Raw genomic sequence first — 15,315 nt, 5'->3', positions numbered from 1 at the left:
TGCGCTTGGGTCAGTCGTCAGACATGGCCTTCCAGATCAGCGCACCAATCGCGCCACCAATCAGCGGGGCAACCCAGAACAACCATAGCTGAGCCAGCGCCGGCCCATCGGCAAACAGGGCAACACCGGTTGACCGTGCCGGGTTGACAGATGTGTTGGTCACCGGGATCGAGATCAGGTGGATCAGCGTCAGCGCCAGACCGATGGCAATCGGCGCGAACCCTGCCGGAGCACCGCTTGAGGTCGCGCCCAGAATGATCAGGATGAAAAATGCCGTCAGCACGATCTCGATCACCAAGGCGGACATCATCGAATAGCCCATGGGTGAAGCCTCGCCATAGCCATTGGACGCAAAGCCTCCGACCCCGGCGAAATCTGGTGCGCCGCTGACGATCAGATACAGAACAGCCGCTGCTGCAATGGCTCCGATGACCTGAGCAATCCAATAGGGCAGCAGATCCTTAGCCGGGAACCGTCCGCCGATCATTAAACCCAGACTGACTGCCGGATTGAAATGCCCGCCTGAAAGGTGGCCAACGGCAAATGCCATAGTCAGCACTGTTAGGCCAAAGGCGAAAGATACGCCCAACCAGCCGATACCGACATCCGCGACGCCAGCCGCTAAAACAGCGCTGCCGCAACCGCCAAGCACCAACCAGAATGTACCGAAAAATTCAGCCATGAGTTTTGTTGACATGAAAAGTCCTCCGAAAACCAACGGGCTGTAGTGTAATCCAAAACACAGAAATATCGAAGCTACTCATCACACATAGAAATTCGGCGGAGAATGAAGGGGTATTTGAGCGCGCTTGCCACGTCAAAAGTGGGCAGATAGACCTATGGGTGTGGCATGGAAATATGGGTTCAGCCTACGATGACGTCAAAGACGAATAAGCCGGTTAAGGCCAAGTTATTGCCGGATGATCCGTTCTTCCCGCTCATTCAGGATGCTTATCGCGTTTTTAAACGTCCAAAGCCAAGCAATATCGAGGTCTGCGAAGGGTGCTGCATGGAACCGGATATCGAGGCTGATTTCTTTCACCCGCCCATTCAGGAACTGCCGTTGCACTATCTTCAGGACTGGTATTTTGCAGCGAGTGATCCGGGAGGGATTGCCAAGAATACCTGGGCCTATCTTTTGCCGCGTGTGCTAGAGGTCTTGGCCTGTGGCGAAGAGGTAAGCTCTGTCGGGATCGAAGTCAGCCTGAGCCGGTATCCGACGGGACAGGCCCGGAACTGGTCGTCGGAGGAGTGGCGTGTCCTGGACGATTTCCAGAAACGTTTTCTTCTGAAGGCGATCGAAGGGGGCTCAGAAGAATGTCTGGACGATACGCTTTGCATGTTTCGCCTCGGGGGTTGGCCAATGGATGGCCTTTTGGCGCAAGTAGCCGCAGTTAAAACGGCGACTTTGGCAGAACGGTTCTGGCAGGACTGGTGTTACGGGTATGCACCCTCGGTTTGGATCACGGCCTTCTGGGAAAGCCCGGACGGCACGGCTGCATTTGATTTTTACACGTCTGAAGTCATGTATCGAAGAATGCAGCAGCTTGCCTTTGATGATGGCACGCCACCAGAATTGTCCGAAAAGGCGCTGATGGTCGCAGAAGTGATCGAGGCCAATGCGACCTGGAACCAACCTGATCAGTGAAAGCCTTTCGGTCAGAATTGCAAAAGAAAACGCCGCAGGCTGTCCCGCGGCGTTTGTTTCCTGTCAGTCTGTCAGGATTACTGTTTGACGTCAGCAGCCGGGTTAGCACCCGGTTTTCCGCTGCGGCCAGGGTTCAGAGGATCGTCCTGACGCTGAACGGAGCCTTCGAAATGCGCGCCGCTTTCGATGGCGATTGTCTTGTGAATGATGTCGCCTTCGACCCGTGCGGTCGAGGTCAGGCGCACTTTCAGGCCACGCACGCGGCCAACGATACGGCCGTTGATGACAACGTCATCTGCAGTGACTTCGCCCTTGATGGTCGCCGTTTCACCGATGGTCAGCAGATGCGCACGAATGTCACCTTCCACCGTACCTTCGACCTGAATGTCACCCGAGGTTTTCAGGTTTCCGGTGATGTGCAGATCCGAAGACAGGACCGATGCGGGTGGCTTGGGTTTGGGCGCGGTGCTGGCCTTGGTTTCCGTCGGTGCAGGGGTTGCCGGAGTGGCCGGAGCGGCAGGCTTGGCGGCCTCTGGGGCATTGGTTCCGGGCTCGTTGATTTTGCTCTTAGAAAACATTTCTTGCAGCCTTGATGTAAGTCATTGGGTTAACTGGTTTTCCGTTTACGCGGACCTCATAGTGCAGGTGCGTTCCGGTCGACCGTCCGGTGTTACCCATATCAGCAATATGATCCCCGCGCGAGACCCTTTGGCCAACCTTAACCCGTAACTTGGTGTTATGAGCGTAAAGTGTCTCAATTCCGAAGGCGTGCCGGATTTTGACCAGACGCCCGAAACCCGATTGCCAGCCCGCATGGGTGACTACGCCGTCGGCGGTCGCAAAGATATCAGTTCCAAGTGCACCGGCGAAATCGGAACCGTTATGCATGCGGCGACCGCCCGTTTTTGGGTCACGGCGCGTGCCGAAGCCACTGGTAAAGCGGACAGCCGCTTTCACCGGGCTGGCAAACGGGGCCTTTTCTGCTGCGATACGATAGAGGTTCAGCTGGTCCATCTGTTGCAACAGAGTGTTCGCGCGGATCTCGTCGGGGGTCAGGTCCTCACCGCGCGTGCTGAAGGAAATTGGGGTGAGGGGGCCACCCATGCCGCTATAGCCACGCCGTACTTCTTCAATGATACGGTCAGTTGGCATACCTGCCTGTCGGAACATCTTGTCGAGCGGTTCAACCGAGATGATCATTGCTTCTTCTAGCTGACGGAAAATCTCGTCGCTGCGTTCCTGCATCAGCCGGATCTCAAGCTCGAGATCGTCCCGCTGATCCAGTGCGTTCCGGGCGTCGGCTGCGATCTGATCACGCTCCTGCGCGGTGCGGGTCAGAGCAACGGTCATAAATTCCATCTGTTCGGGGCTGGCAGTGTTTGCCAACGTGAGCCCATCATCGGAATCTGATTGTTGCAGCGCCGCAAGCTCCTGACGGGCAGATTCCCGTTGTTTCATGGTGGTGCGCAGGGTGGACTGGATTACCTCGATCCCCGTTTCCAACTCACGGCGGCTGTTTTCGGACGCCAGCAGCTCGGATTGCATCGCAGAGATCTGTTCAAGCGCGGCGTTGAACCGGTCCTGAGCCATCAGAGCCTCATGAGCGCGCACGTCACGCTCTGCTGACAGAATATTCAGCCGCTCCTGATATGTCGCCTGATCGCGCTTGGCCTGTTCTCGGAAGTTGCCTGATCCGATGCTGTCCATCAACAGGATTGCCGTAGTGACCGCAGTCCAGCCAACAAACAGGGCAACACCAGCAACTGCAAAGATCTGTGTCTCTGAGCTGAGCCGGATGAACCGTGTGTCATTGTCAGATTTCAGAAAGACCCGGCGTTCCGGGAAGTGCTGCTCAAGCAGCGAATGTAGTTTGATTGCCAGACGTGCTCGCACGCGCCTTACCTCTCGATCCCCAAATTCGGGATCGGTTGTGAGTGGTCTCCGTCCCTTGGGGCAACTGAATAGAGGGGACGTCCGATTTGGGCAAGATTGTTAACTAGTTCACACAACAAACAGGGTTAATCCCGCCAATTCTCGGCGAGAAATTGCCGATTACATCAACTGGAGGATGATTCAAAGACCGCTATGACCGTGCATGCCGACCTAGCGGGCAGAGCCGGGCGGCGGCAGGCCTTCGGTCAGCGGCCAATAGAAATCCGGCGGTAACCCGGCTTCGGCCCGCTTTTCTTCGTTGAAGGGCGGTTTAAGAACGCCATGAAAATAGCGCCGGACCAGATCGTGAAAGATACCCTTTGGGTCAGCGTTCTCGCGTCCGCAAAGGAAATGGAACCACTTGGACCCGTAAGCAACATGCCCGACTTCTTCGGCGTAGATCACCTCGAGCGCGGCAATGGCCTGTTCAGCCTTGGCCTTGCGGAAGATGTCAATCATGCCGGGGGTCACATCCAGACCCCGCGCCTCAAGCACCATCGGCACTACGGCCAAACGGCCCATCAAATCTACTGCTGTATCTTCGGCAGCGCGCCACATACCCGCATGGGCGGGCAGGGCGCCGTAATGACTGCCCATCTGTTCCAGGCAATCACAGACCATTTCGAAGTGGCGCGATTCCTCTTCGGCGCATTTGACCCAGTCGTCGTAGAAACCGATAGGCATAGGGACATGGCCAAATCGGGCGATTAAATCCCAATGCAGATCAACCGCGTTCAGTTCGATATGGGCGACCGCGTGTAGCAGGGCGATGCGCCCAGCCTCGGAGCCGGGGCGGCGCCTTGGGACATCCCGGGGGGACAGCAAATCTGGTTTGTCCGGTCGGGCGGGATTCAACGGCGGTGTTGCGGTGCCCACTTCAATCGCAGGAGCGTCCCCTGATCGCGCCGCAAACCAAGCTGCGGCATGGCGCTTGGACAGGGCGGTCTTTTCGCGCCCGTCTGCTGTGGTCAGAACTTCGGTCGCCATTTGGGTCAGTGTTTTCGACACCGGGATATCTCCGCTTTCAAGATTTGTTCGGGTAATAATCCGGATGACGACCGCGGTGAAGAGGGTTACAGCGCGCGCACGGCTTCCAGTACCTCTTCCACATGGCCGGGCACTTTGACCTTTCGCCAGATGCGAGCGATCTTACCGTCGGCGTCAATCAGAAAGGTTGAACGCTCGATCCCCATCGACTTGCGCCCGTACATGTTCTTCTCGACCCACACACCGTAATCCTCGCAAACGGTCGAGCCTTCGTCGGACAAAAGTGGCGTCGTAAGACCGTGTTTGGCGACGAATTTGTCATGCTTAGCCACCGTGTCGCGCGAGATGCCGAAAACCAGGGCGCCGGCATCAGCAAAGGCTTGAAGTTGTTCCGAGAAACCGATGGATTCCTTGGTGCAGCCCGGCGTATCATCACGGGGATAGAAAAACAAAACGACGGCGCTGCCTTGCAGGTCTGACAGCGTAACCTCACCACCGCCGTCGCGGGGCAAAGTGAAACCGGGGGCGATGTCTGTAACGTCGGGCATTGGAAACTCCGCTAAAGGTTTTTAAGTGCTGCCTGACATCATGGTGCGGTGCAAGCAGGTAATAGGGCGTGGGTCGGAATTTGGCGCGGCAAGAAGATACACAAGAAGGCCCGGACGGGAAACCCCGCCGCCGTCGGTCACGCCGCCGCATCGCTGCGTGGGGGATCGTCGGAACCTTCCTGTTGCTTTGCCTGCTGGCCTTTGGCGGCTGGTTCTTTCTGATTGGCAAACAACTGCACGCGCCCGACTGGATGCGGGCGCAGGCCGAAAAACGGCTGGATGAAAGCCTTGGAGGGATCAAGATCCGCTTTGGCGACGCCAGCTTTATCGTCAACGAAAACTGGCTGCCACGTTTGCGGCTGACGGATGTGACGATCAGCGACGCGGCGGGACAACAGATCGCGCAAGTGGCGGATATGCGCACACGGTTGTCGATGCGGTGGCTGCTACGGGGGAAAATCCGGCCGCGCACGATTACCCTGCGCGATGCCCAAATCGCATTGACCCGCGGATTGGACGGGGCGCTTTCGTTGACAGTCGGTTCTGGCAGTGCACCGGTTCAGCGGGCGCGGACATTGATCGAGTTGATCGAGGAATCTGACGATGTCTTTTTGTCACCGCTGCTGTCGGGGCTGAGGTCGGTCGAGCTTGAGTCGTTGACGCTGGACTATCAGGATTTGCGCCTGTCGCGCGCCTGGGTTTTCGACGGCGGACATATTTCGATCATCCGTACCGGTGACGAAATGCGCATGTCCACCGGGTTCTCTGTTCTGACAGGGCGCGATTATGCCAGTTCGATTGAGGTAAATTATACCAGCGTACTTGGAACGCCCCAGGCAAGCTTTGGCTTTGCGATAACCGACCTGCCTGCCGAGGATATTGCAAGTCAAAGCCTAGCCTTGTCATGGTTGCAGGTCCTTGACGCTCCGATCTCGGGCGCGGTGCGCGGCAGTGTTGATGGCAACGCGGCGCTGGGGCCGTTATTTGCGACCCTAAACCTTGCGGCAGGCGCGGTGCAAGCCAACCAAGAGACAAAACCGATTCCGTTTGAATCCGCCAGGGCTTATTTCAGCTATGACCCAAGTCGGCAGGAGCTGGATTTCGACGAGGTTTCTGTAGTCTCCGCCTGGGGGTCCGTTCAGGCCGAGGGAAGGGCCTTTTTGAGAGGTATCGAGAATGGACTGCTGGAAAGCCTGACCTCTCAACTCCGTCTCAGCAGCATCGACATCAACCCGGCTGGTCTGTTTCCGGAACCCCTCAAGTTGGCGCGTGCCGACCTTGATCTGAAGATGAAGCTGGCCCCGTTCGAGTTGCGCCTCGGACAGATGACGGTTGAAGACGAAAACCTAACGCTGCGTGCTAGGGGTAATCTGAATGGTGAAGCCGAAGGTTGGTCGGGGTACCTCGAGGCCCATCTGGACGAGTTGGAGTCAGGCCAGTTGCTGAGATACTGGCCCCAATTACTTGCCGAAAAGCCGCGTAAATGGGTGTCCGACAATTTATATGAAGGCCGGCTCTCGGATGTCGATTTTGCATTGCGGTTGAAGCCGGACACCAAGCCGGACATTTACTTGGACTTCGGGTTCGACGACGCCAAAGTCCGCTTTGCCAAAACTTTACCGCCGGTCCAGGACGCTCAGGGGCAGGCCAGCCTGATCAACCAACGGTTTACGGTGACAGCCGAGAAAGCGGTTGTCATTGCCGATCAGGGCGGCCCGATAGACGGGTCAGGAACATCCTTCATAATTCCAGATACGTCGATCAAAAAGCTTTCGCCGGCGATTGTGCGCGTCAAGGCCAAGGGCTCGGCAACGGCCGCCTTGTCTTTGATGGATCGTCCCCCTTTGCAGCTGATGACAAAGGCAAATTTGCCCGTGGATGTGGCCTCTGGCGATGTGGAACTGTCAGGCACCTTATCTCTGCCGATGAAGAAGGGGCTGAAGTTCGATGAAACCCAGTTTCACTTTACTGGTAAGATTGGTGATGTGCACAGTGATCGCTTGGTCAAAGGTTTTGTCGTCAGCGCGCCTCAGTTGACTATTTCAGGTGATCAATCCGCTGTCGAAGTCGGCGGCGACGGATATTTCGGCGACGTGCCCCTGCAGGCAACCTGGCGCCAGCCTATTGGGGGTCGAGAACCGAAACCCAGTGAACTGAAAGGGCAGATCGAGATTTCGCCCCGGTTGGTGACCGAGCTGCGTGCCGGGTTACCAAAGGGTATGCTGACTGGAAAAGGCGTTGCCGAAATAACCTTGGGCATCGGTGCTGGCCGCCCCCCGAAACTGACGGCGACATCGGATCTGGAAGGCGTAGTGCTGTCTATCCCCGAGCTCGGGTGGCGCAAAGGCGCTGGTACCAAGGGGTCGATCGATGTCGAGGCAACGCTGGGCGATCAGATGCGCGTGGATACACTTCGGCTGGATGCGGCGGGGTTGAGAAGCCTGGCCTCCATTAATTTCAAAAATGGTGCTTTCGATCGTGTAGAGTTCAGCTCATTCGAACTGGGGAACTGGCTTGCGGTTCCGGCGGAGCTGATTTCACGGGGGTCAGCCTTGCCCGACATCAGGGTTTTAGGGGGCGTGATGAATCTGGGGGGCGCGACCTTTGGATCCTCCGAAGGTGGTGGCGGTGGTTCCGGGCAGGGGCCCGAGCTGGATGTAGTGTTGGATCGCCTCCAGATTACAGAGACGATCGCCCTGACCGGGTTCAAGGGAAAATTTGCGACAACTGGCGGTGTCAGCGGCGCGTTCACGGCGAATGTAAACGGCGGTGCTGCTGTGCGCGGGCAGGTGACCCCGCGCGGAGGGCGCAGTGCAGTCAATCTAATCTCTGGTGATGCAGGCGACGTTCTGAGATCGGCCAAAATGATAACCCAGGCGCGCGGTGGCAAACTGGACCTGCAACTGGAACCGGTCGGCGGGGCCGGGAACTTCGATGTCATCATGAAGATCGTGAACACCCGAATTCATGACGCCCCGGCCATGGCTGCCTTGCTGAACGCAATCAGCCTTGTTGGGCTTGTGGATGAAATGGCTGGGCAAGGCATCTTTTTCTCGAGCATCGAAAGCCGAATGCGGATTACTCCGACCGAAATCAAGGTTCTCAGCGGCAGCGCCGTCGGTCCTTCGATGGGATTGTCCTTCGACGGGACAATCGACACGGTTAGCGAAATGCTGAACTTGCGTGGCGCGATTTCCCCAATCTATCTGGTGAATGCGATTGGAAGTGTCTTCACCAAAAAAGGTGAAGGTGTGATCGCGTTCAATTATACTCTGACCGGCCCTTTGAAATCACCCTCTGTCTCGGTCAACCCTCTGTCAGGGCTTGCGCCATTGTTCTTGCGCAACCTTCTAAGGGAGCCCGCGCCGAAGGTTCAGGATGGGCCAAATGCACAGAAAGCCAAGCCGGATGAGCCCAAGCGCACCTTTGGATCGCCGCCAAAAGACAACTGAACAGGGATATAGCCGAATCTGATACGACCCTGTAAGGCGCGCCCATGAAACTCAGCGATTTCGATTTCCACCTGCCCGAGAATTTGATTGCCACCCGGCCTGCCAACCCGCGGTCCTCGGCGCGTTTGCTTGTGGCCGAGGGCGATGCAATCTCGGATGCGCACGTCTTTGACCTGCCAGACTGGCTGCGACCCGGTGATCGGCTGGTGTTGAATGATACGCGGGTCATCCCGGCACGCCTCACCGGGCGGCGTCATCGCGACAGTGCGCAAGGGCCGGTGTCTGCGTCGATCGAAGCGACGTTGCTTGATCCGCAGGCAGACGGCACCTGGGCCGCGTTGATCAAACCGCTCAAGAAGGTCAAGACAGGTGAGGTTATCCGGTTTTCGGATCAACTGAGCGCTGAGTTGGATAGGGTGGCGGACGGGCAGGCCTTTCTGCGGTTTAACCTTACGGGGCAGGATTTCGATGCTGCGCTGGAACAGGCCGGCGCGATGCCGCTGCCGCCTTATATTGCCGCCAAGCGTCCTGCCGATGCGCAGGACAAGACGGATTACCAGACGATCTGGGCGCGCAACTCCGGGGCCGTGGCCGCGCCCACCGCGTCGCTGCATTTTGACGAAGCGCTGATGCAGGCGCTTACCGCGCGCGGCGTTTCTGTTTCCTACGTTACGCTTCATGTCGGTGCCGGAACGTTTCTGCCAGTCAAGGTCGAGGATGTGACGACCCATAAGATGCATGCAGAATGGGGCAGGGTCAGTGCGGAAGCCGTCAGTGAAATTCGTGAAACCAAAGCCATAGGTGGCCGTGTCATTCCGGTGGGCACAACCGCGCTGCGATTGATCGAAAGCGCCGCCCGCAGTGGGCAGATCGTACCCTGGGAGGGCGATACCGACATCTTCATCTATCCGGGCTTTCAGTTTTACGTCACGGATGCGCTGATCACCAATTTCCATCTGCCGAAATCCACGCTGCTGATGTTGGTTTCAGCTTTGATGGGGCAGGATCGGATGCAAGAGGTTTATGAGCACGCGATTGCGCAGAACTATCGGTTCTTTTCATATGGGGATGGGTCGCTTTTGATCCCTTGAGCGGCGTGTTGTCGGGATCGTTGCGTTTCGATGTCGTAGACAAGCTGGTTCAAAGCCGTTTTTGATATAAAAACGAATCTCTAGTTCAGGTTAGCAATCTCGGAGGCCTCTATGCTTCAGGTCATTACCAGCGCGTGGTCACTTCTTCTTGGCATGGGCCTGCTTATGATTGGCAATGGCCTACAGGGCACAATCCTGGGCGTCCGAGGCGAGATCGAAGGGTTTTCGACCCTTCAGATGTCTGTTGTGATGTCAGCTTATTTCGTAGGTTTCCTCGGAGGTTCTCGCCTTGCACCGGAGATGATCCGGCGGGTGGGGCATGTGCGGGTCTTTGCTGCGCTCGCTTCTTTTATTTCGGCCGTGATGATCATGTATCCGATGTTGACCGAGCCAGTCGCGTGGGCTTTGGGGCGTGTCGTGATCGGGTTTTGTTTCTCGGGAGTGTATGTCACCGCCGAAAGCTGGCTGAACAACGCGGCCAATAACGAGAACCGGGGCCAGGCGCTTTCGCTTTATATGATCGTACAGATGACTGGGATCATCACCGCTCAGGGGCTTATGCTGGTTGGCGATCCTGCTGGTTACGAAACCTTTGTGATCGCATCCATTCTGGTTTCGGTTTCCTTTGCTCCGATTCTGCTGTCGATTTCACCGACACCGGCATTTGACACGACCAAGCCCATGACATTGCGTGAACTGATGGGGAAGTCGCCGTTGGGCTGCGTGGGCATGTTCCTGCTGGGCGGAGTGTTCTCGGCCCAGTTTGGTATGTCGGCGGTCTATGGCGCGCGCGCTGGGCTGACACTGGTTGAGATTTCGACCTTCGTGGCGGCTTTCTATGTCGGGGCAATACTGCTGCAATATCCGCTGGGTTGGTTCTCGGACCGGATGGATCGCCGGTTCCTGATCATGCTGGCGGGCATCATTGGTGCTTGCGGGGCGGCCACTGCGATGATGTTCGGGTCGACTTCATTTCCGTTCCTTCTGGCCTCGGCCTTTGTGATTGGCGGCATGTCTAACCCGCTGTATTCGCTGCTGATTGCGCATACGAATGACTTTCTGGAGCATGAGGATATGGCGGCGGCCTCTGGCGGTCTGGTCTTCATCAATGGACTGGGCGCCATTGCTGGCCCGCTGATTACCGGTTGGTTGATGGGCGATGACGTGTTCGGACCGTCGGGCTTTTTCCTGATCATCTTTGCACTGCTTGCAGCCACTGCTGTCTATGCGATGTATCGCATGACACAGCGTGCGGCGATTCCTGTGGATGAGACGGGCACCATGTCTCCGCTTTACCCAACGGCCTCGCCGGTGGCTTTCGAATTGGCGCAAGAGGTGGCTATCGAAGCCGCCGAAGCCGATCAGGAAACGCAAGATGTAGCCTAGGACACGAAATTATGTCGCAAGTGTTGCAAATTTTTACTGTCACAAATCTGTAAATCAGCCTTAAATGACGTTACGTCCCTGGGGAGGGCAAAACGACGGAGCAAGGCAATGGTAGGGCCTGAAGAAGTATTGAGTTTTTGGCTGGATCAAGTGGGTCCAGATGGTTGGTATATTGAGGATGAAGCGCTAGACGCAGAGATCCGCGAAAAATTTCTTTCCACATGGGAAATTGCTAATGAGGGAAAGTTCTCTCTCTGGCTGACATACCCCAGCGGGGCACTGGCCTATATAATTCTGATGGACCAGTTTCCTAGAAATATGTTCCGCGGCAGTGGTAAGGCGTTCGCCACTGATAAGGCGGCCTTGTCGGCAGCGAAATGCGCCATCGACAAGGGCTGGGATCTGAAGATTGACGAACCCGCGCGGCAGTTCTTTTATCTTCCACTGATGCACTCGGAAAATCTGTGTGACCAAGAGCGTTGTGTACGCCTGATGTGCCAGAATATCGACGAATCCAAGTCAACCAACCTGCTGCATGCAAGGGCGCATAGGGAGGTGATCCGAAAGTTCGGCCGTTTCCCCTATCGTAACGAAGCATTGTCGCGCCCCATGACCGAACATGAGGCCGCCTATGTAAACATGGGCGGGTACGGGTCCACCGTCCGAGAGCTTCAGGCCGCAGGTTAGCCTTCGACCGAACAACCTTTGATTGTGATAATACGGTCGGCCACAGTGTCGGCCGTTTTTTCTATTGCGGTGCCGATGAAGGCGTCAGGCGTTTCGGCAACCGCAACGATACGAGACTGCGCCGCCTGCAGCGTATCTTCGATTTGGCTCAGACGGTCGAGCGTTTGCGAGACCCGTTGGGCGGTGGCGGTGTCGGCAAGCGCGCCATTGACTTGTATAGTTGCGAGTTCAGTGCGAAGTGCTGCCAATTCACTGCGCACGCCTTGAACCTCTTTGCCCAAAGGGGCGACGATCTGAACCTTCTGTGAAAAATCAGACATCAGGGACTGCGCTGTTGTGGTCAGCTTCCAGCCCAAAAACAAACACAAGGCCACCAGGATAAGCGTGGCGTTGATTAGGGCGAGGGCCAGATCTTTCAGCGTTTTAGCCATGTTATGCCTTTCGCGTAAATGGATTTAGAATGGAGCAACTGGGATACTTAGCTATCTTCTAGCGTTTTGAACGGGTGCGGTATAGGCTCGAACCTCTGCAATCCGTATGGGTTTACCCTGCGTAGCTTTTGTCGCGGGGACTAAGTGTTGAAGGGTGGCTGATATTAGTTTAATGGTAAACTAATTTGGAAATGACCTGCTCCGAGAGGGAAACATGGCAGCACAATCTTTTGATCTGATCGTAATCGGCGCTGGTCCTGGCGGGTATGTCGCAGCCATTCGCGCAGCACAGCTTGGTTTGAAAACCGCCGTGGTCGAGCGCGAACATCTCGGGGGGATATGTCTTAACTGGGGCTGCATCCCAACAAAGGCGCTGCTGCGGTCTTCAGAAGTGTTTCACCTGATGGAGCGCGCAAAGGATTTTGGGCTGAAGGCCGAGAAGATCGGATATGATCTGGATGCTGTGGTCAAGCGATCGCGCGGTGTCGCCGGGCAGCTTTCAGGCGGTATCGGTCACCTGCTGAAAAAGAACAAAGTGACGGTTGTCATGGGCGAGGCGACGATTCCGGCCAAGGGCAAGGTCTCCGTCAAAACCGACAAGGGCAGCGAAGAGTTGACAGCCAAGAACATCGTTCTGGCAACCGGCGCGCGCGCCCGCGAGCTTCCCGGGCTGGAAGCGGATGGTGATCTGGTCTGGACATACAAACACGCTCTGCAGCCGCCGCGGATGCCCAAGAAACTGCTGGTCATCGGGTCGGGTGCAATCGGGATCGAGTTCGCTAGCTTCTACAATACGCTCGGTGCAGATACGACGGTGGTTGAAGTCATGGACCGGGTTCTGCCCGTCGAGGATGCCGAGATCAGCGCCTTCGCCAAGAAAGCCTTTATCAAACAGGGCATGAAGATCATGGAAAAGGCGATGGTCAAGCAGTTGGACCGCGCTAAGGGTAAAGTCACTGCGCATATCGAGGTGAAGGGAAAGGTCGAAAAGCACGACTTTGACACTGTGATTTCTGCCGTGGGCATCGTCGGCAATATCGAAAATCTGGGGCTTGAAGCGCTGGGTGTGAAAATCGACCGGACCCATGTCGTGACTGACGAATTCTGTCGCACTGGTGTCGATGGCCTATACGCCATCGGTGACATTGCCGGAGCGCCATGGCTGGCGCATAAAGCAAGCCATGAGGGTGTCATGGTGGCCGATCTGATCGCCGGGAAACATGCCCATCCGGTCAAGCCCGAAAGCATCGCGGGCTGCACCTATTGCCATCCGCAGGTTGCGTCGGTCGGCTATTCCGAGGCAAAGGCGAAAGAGCTTGGCTATGACATCAAGGTCGGCCGTTTTCCCTTCATCGGCAACGGCAAGGCAATCGCGCTTGGAGAGCCCGAAGGGCTGGTCAAAACAGTCTTCGACGCCAAAACCGGAGAGCTGTTGGGCGCCCACATGATTGGCGCGGAAGTCACTGAGTTAATTCAGGGGTATGTGGTCGGGCGCCAGCTTGAAACCACCGAAGAGGACCTGATGAACACAGTGTTCCCGCATCCGACTTTGTCCGAGATGATGCATGAAAGCGTTTTGGACGCTTACGGGCGCGTGATCCATATGTAACTCAGGGCAGGGGGTACCTCTGCCGATCTGCGGCACATTACCAAAAGTATCTTTGGCCAGATGAAGCAGCGAGCCAAGCTTCATCTGGCCTTTTGATTCCCGGATTTGCTTATCGGGTCAGCGCGTCGAGAATGCGTGCCCAGGACCGGATGCCCTTGTGAAAGCTTTTGACGTCATATTTCTCATTCGGTGAGTGAATGGCGTCGTCATCATTGGCAAAGCCCACCAGCATGGAATCCATGCCCAGCTCCGTGTTGAAATAGCCGACCACAGGGATCGATCCGCCCATTCCGGTAAAGACAGCCTCGCGCCCCCATTCATCGGACAATGCGCCTCGGGCGGCTTCGAATTCGGGGCGGTTGATATTCATGACGGATGCGGGCGAGCCTTCAAGATCGTTGTCCCACTGTACTTTCGCGTCGGGTGACAGGCGGTCTTCTACATGCTTGCGAATCTGGTCGCGCAAGGCGTCAGGGTTCATGTCACCCACCAGACGGCAGGTGATCTTGCAATGCGCCTGTGAGGGAATGACCGTCTTCGAACCGGCGCCGTTATAACCGCCCCAAAGCCCGTTTACCTCAAGCGTCGGGCGCGCCCATTGTTGCTGCAATGTCGAATATCCTTTTTCGCCATGTGGCTGAGAATACCCCACCGAGTTCAGATAATCCGCCTCATCGAACCCGCAGTTTTCCCATTGGCGCAACTGTTCGGCCGGGACCTCATGAACCCCGTCATAAAAGCCGTCGACAGCGACGCGACCGGTTTCGTCGTCATAGAACGAGGCGACAATCTTGGAGAGCTCTCGCAGCGGGTTTAGCCCCGGTCCGCCGTAATGGCCCGAGTGCAGGTCGATCCGCGGACCGATGATGGTGAATTCGTCCTTGAGCATCCCGCGCAGCTGAGACGCGATTGATGGCACCCCACGCGACACCATCGAAGTGTCGCATACCAATGCCAGATCCGCTTTCAACTCGGCCACGTTTTCACGCAGGAACGGGACCAGCGACGGCGAACCGGATTCTTCTTCGCCTTCGAAGAAGAAGGTGATGCGGCAGGGCAGGGTGCCATGGACGGCCTTCCATGCGCGGCACGCTTCGACGAAGGTCATCAACTGTCCCTTATCGTCCGAAGAGCCCCGACCCCGGATAACTGGCCCATTTTCGGTTTCTTCAATGGCCGGATCGAACGGATCCCGGTTCCACTGGTTCAGCGGGTCAACGGGTTGCACGTCATAATGGCCATAGAACAGAACATGGGGCGCGCTGTTGTCCTCACCTATATGCCCGACCACCATGGGATGTCCGGTGGTTTCACGTTTTTCAGCCTGAATTCCTATGTTTTTCAGGTCAGATACCAGCCAGTCAGCTGCCTGGTTGACCTGTTGGTCAAAGGCCGGATCGGTGGAAATTGACGGAATGCGGAGCAGTTCCATCAGGCGGTCGATTGAGGTTGGCAAATCGGCGTCGATGCGGTTCAGAACAGCGTCCAGCGACATAAGAGGGCTCCTGCTTGATTTGGATTTTCCGGAACCCTATCAGCGCCAC

Annotated in this window: 13 protein-coding genes; 6 read left to right on the top strand and 7 right to left on the bottom strand. The window is 56.6% G+C overall.

Annotated features, from left to right (window positions below; all coding sequences use genetic code 11):
• Nucleotides 1-10: 10 nt before the first annotated feature.
• Complete coding sequence (gene aqpZ, locus AC2FFB_RS04015; protein WP_496874523.1) at nucleotides 11-697, bottom strand: aquaporin Z; 687 nt, start codon at nucleotides 695-697, stop codon at nucleotides 11-13.
• A 177-nt stretch (nucleotides 698-874) separates the two neighbouring features.
• Between aqpZ and AC2FFB_RS04010 the strand changes: the two genes are divergently transcribed.
• Entirely contained in the window at nucleotides 875-1,648 is a 774-nt protein-coding gene (locus tag AC2FFB_RS04010; RefSeq protein ID WP_496693404.1) for a hypothetical protein, read from the top strand.
• 77 nt (nucleotides 1,649-1,725) lie between these two features.
• Here the strand turns inward: AC2FFB_RS04010 and AC2FFB_RS04005 are convergent, their stop codons facing one another.
• From AC2FFB_RS04005 to AC2FFB_RS03990, 4 genes are all read right to left on the bottom strand, one after another.
• On the bottom strand, nucleotides 1,726-2,226 hold the full coding sequence (locus AC2FFB_RS04005; protein WP_271947570.1) for a bactofilin family protein: 501 nt from the start codon (nucleotides 2,224-2,226) through the stop codon (nucleotides 1,726-1,728).
• A complete protein-coding gene (locus AC2FFB_RS04000) occupies nucleotides 2,216-3,541 on the bottom strand; it encodes a M23 family metallopeptidase (RefSeq protein WP_281994469.1) in 1,326 nt (441 codons plus the stop codon). Before AC2FFB_RS04000 ends, AC2FFB_RS04005 begins: the two co-directional genes overlap by 11 nt.
• Before the next feature lie 210 nt (nucleotides 3,542-3,751).
• A complete protein-coding gene (locus tag AC2FFB_RS03995) occupies nucleotides 3,752-4,588 on the bottom strand; it encodes a ferritin-like domain-containing protein (RefSeq protein ID WP_496874522.1) in 837 nt (278 codons plus the stop codon).
• Nucleotides 4,589-4,653: 65 nt separating this feature from the next.
• Nucleotides 4,654-5,115 carry a peroxiredoxin gene (locus AC2FFB_RS03990; protein ID WP_496688394.1) on the bottom strand — a complete coding sequence of 154 codons (462 nt, stop codon included), beginning with the start codon at nucleotides 5,113-5,115 and terminating at the stop codon, nucleotides 4,654-4,656.
• A 68-nt stretch (nucleotides 5,116-5,183) separates the two neighbouring features.
• Here AC2FFB_RS03990 and AC2FFB_RS03985 point away from each other — a divergent pair, with 68 nt between their 5' ends.
• The 4 genes from AC2FFB_RS03985 (at nucleotide 5,184) to AC2FFB_RS03970 (ending at nucleotide 11,731) form a co-directional block, all read left to right on the top strand.
• Complete coding sequence (locus AC2FFB_RS03985; RefSeq protein WP_496874521.1) at nucleotides 5,184-8,567, top strand: YhdP family protein; 3,384 nt, start codon at nucleotides 5,184-5,186, stop codon at nucleotides 8,565-8,567.
• Between the two features lie 44 nt (nucleotides 8,568-8,611).
• Entirely contained in the window at nucleotides 8,612-9,658 is a 1,047-nt protein-coding gene (queA, locus tag AC2FFB_RS03980; RefSeq protein ID WP_496688390.1) for a tRNA preQ1(34) S-adenosylmethionine ribosyltransferase-isomerase QueA, read from the top strand.
• A gap of 111 nt (nucleotides 9,659-9,769) precedes the next feature.
• Nucleotides 9,770-11,044, top strand: coding sequence for an MFS transporter (locus AC2FFB_RS03975; RefSeq protein ID WP_271947562.1), 1,275 nt, complete (start codon nucleotides 9,770-9,772; stop codon nucleotides 11,042-11,044).
• A gap of 108 nt (nucleotides 11,045-11,152) precedes the next feature.
• The gene (locus AC2FFB_RS03970) at nucleotides 11,153-11,731 is read left to right on the top strand and encodes a DUF924 family protein (RefSeq protein ID WP_142633241.1); all 579 of its coding nucleotides are present in this window, start codon (nucleotides 11,153-11,155) and stop codon (nucleotides 11,729-11,731) included.
• Here the strand turns inward: AC2FFB_RS03970 and AC2FFB_RS03965 are convergent.
• Nucleotides 11,728-12,162, bottom strand: a complete 435-nt coding sequence (locus AC2FFB_RS03965; RefSeq protein ID WP_281994473.1) for a hypothetical protein — start codon at nucleotides 12,160-12,162, stop codon at nucleotides 11,728-11,730. The two genes, AC2FFB_RS03970 and AC2FFB_RS03965, sit on opposite strands and share 4 nt — an antisense overlap.
• A gap of 214 nt (nucleotides 12,163-12,376) precedes the next feature.
• Here AC2FFB_RS03965 and lpdA point away from each other — a divergent pair, with 214 nt between their 5' ends.
• Nucleotides 12,377-13,771, top strand: coding sequence for a dihydrolipoyl dehydrogenase (lpdA, locus tag AC2FFB_RS03960; protein WP_271947557.1), 1,395 nt, complete (start codon nucleotides 12,377-12,379; stop codon nucleotides 13,769-13,771).
• 109 nt (nucleotides 13,772-13,880) lie between these two features.
• On the opposite strand, the gene AC2FFB_RS03955 is transcribed toward lpdA, so the two are convergent.
• Nucleotides 13,881-15,266, bottom strand: coding sequence for a M20/M25/M40 family metallo-hydrolase (locus AC2FFB_RS03955; protein WP_496693408.1), 1,386 nt, complete (start codon nucleotides 15,264-15,266; stop codon nucleotides 13,881-13,883).
• Nucleotides 15,267-15,315 lie beyond the last annotated feature (49 nt).

This window comes from Ruegeria sp. YTSA219, assembly GCF_059609985.1.
The sequence above is the reverse complement of the archived record's forward strand: the minus strand, read 5'-3'. Positions and strand labels throughout refer to the sequence as shown.

Bases quoted from the DNA above. Each gene is read 5' to 3' on its own strand.
- lpdA (WP_271947557.1), top strand. From the start codon at position 12,377: ATGGCAGCACAATCTTTTGATCTGATCGTAATCGGCGCTGGTCCTGGC.
- aqpZ (WP_496874523.1), bottom strand. From the start codon at position 697: ATGTCAACAAAACTCATGGCTGAATTTTTCGGTACATTCTGGTTGGTG.
- AC2FFB_RS03975 (WP_271947562.1), top strand. From the start codon at position 9,770: ATGCTTCAGGTCATTACCAGCGCGTGGTCACTTCTTCTTGGCATGGGC.
- AC2FFB_RS03970 (WP_142633241.1), top strand. From the start codon at position 11,153: ATGGTAGGGCCTGAAGAAGTATTGAGTTTTTGGCTGGATCAAGTGGGT.
- AC2FFB_RS03990 (WP_496688394.1), bottom strand. From the start codon at position 5,115: ATGCCCGACGTTACAGACATCGCCCCCGGTTTCACTTTGCCCCGCGAC.
- AC2FFB_RS04010 (WP_496693404.1), top strand. From the start codon at position 875: ATGACGTCAAAGACGAATAAGCCGGTTAAGGCCAAGTTATTGCCGGAT.
- AC2FFB_RS03965 (WP_281994473.1), bottom strand. From the start codon at position 12,162: ATGGCTAAAACGCTGAAAGATCTGGCCCTCGCCCTAATCAACGCCACG.
- AC2FFB_RS04005 (WP_271947570.1), bottom strand. From the start codon at position 2,226: ATGTTTTCTAAGAGCAAAATCAACGAGCCCGGAACCAATGCCCCAGAG.
- queA (WP_496688390.1), top strand. From the start codon at position 8,612: ATGAAACTCAGCGATTTCGATTTCCACCTGCCCGAGAATTTGATTGCC.
- AC2FFB_RS03955 (WP_496693408.1), bottom strand. From the start codon at position 15,266: ATGTCGCTGGACGCTGTTCTGAACCGCATCGACGCCGATTTGCCAACC.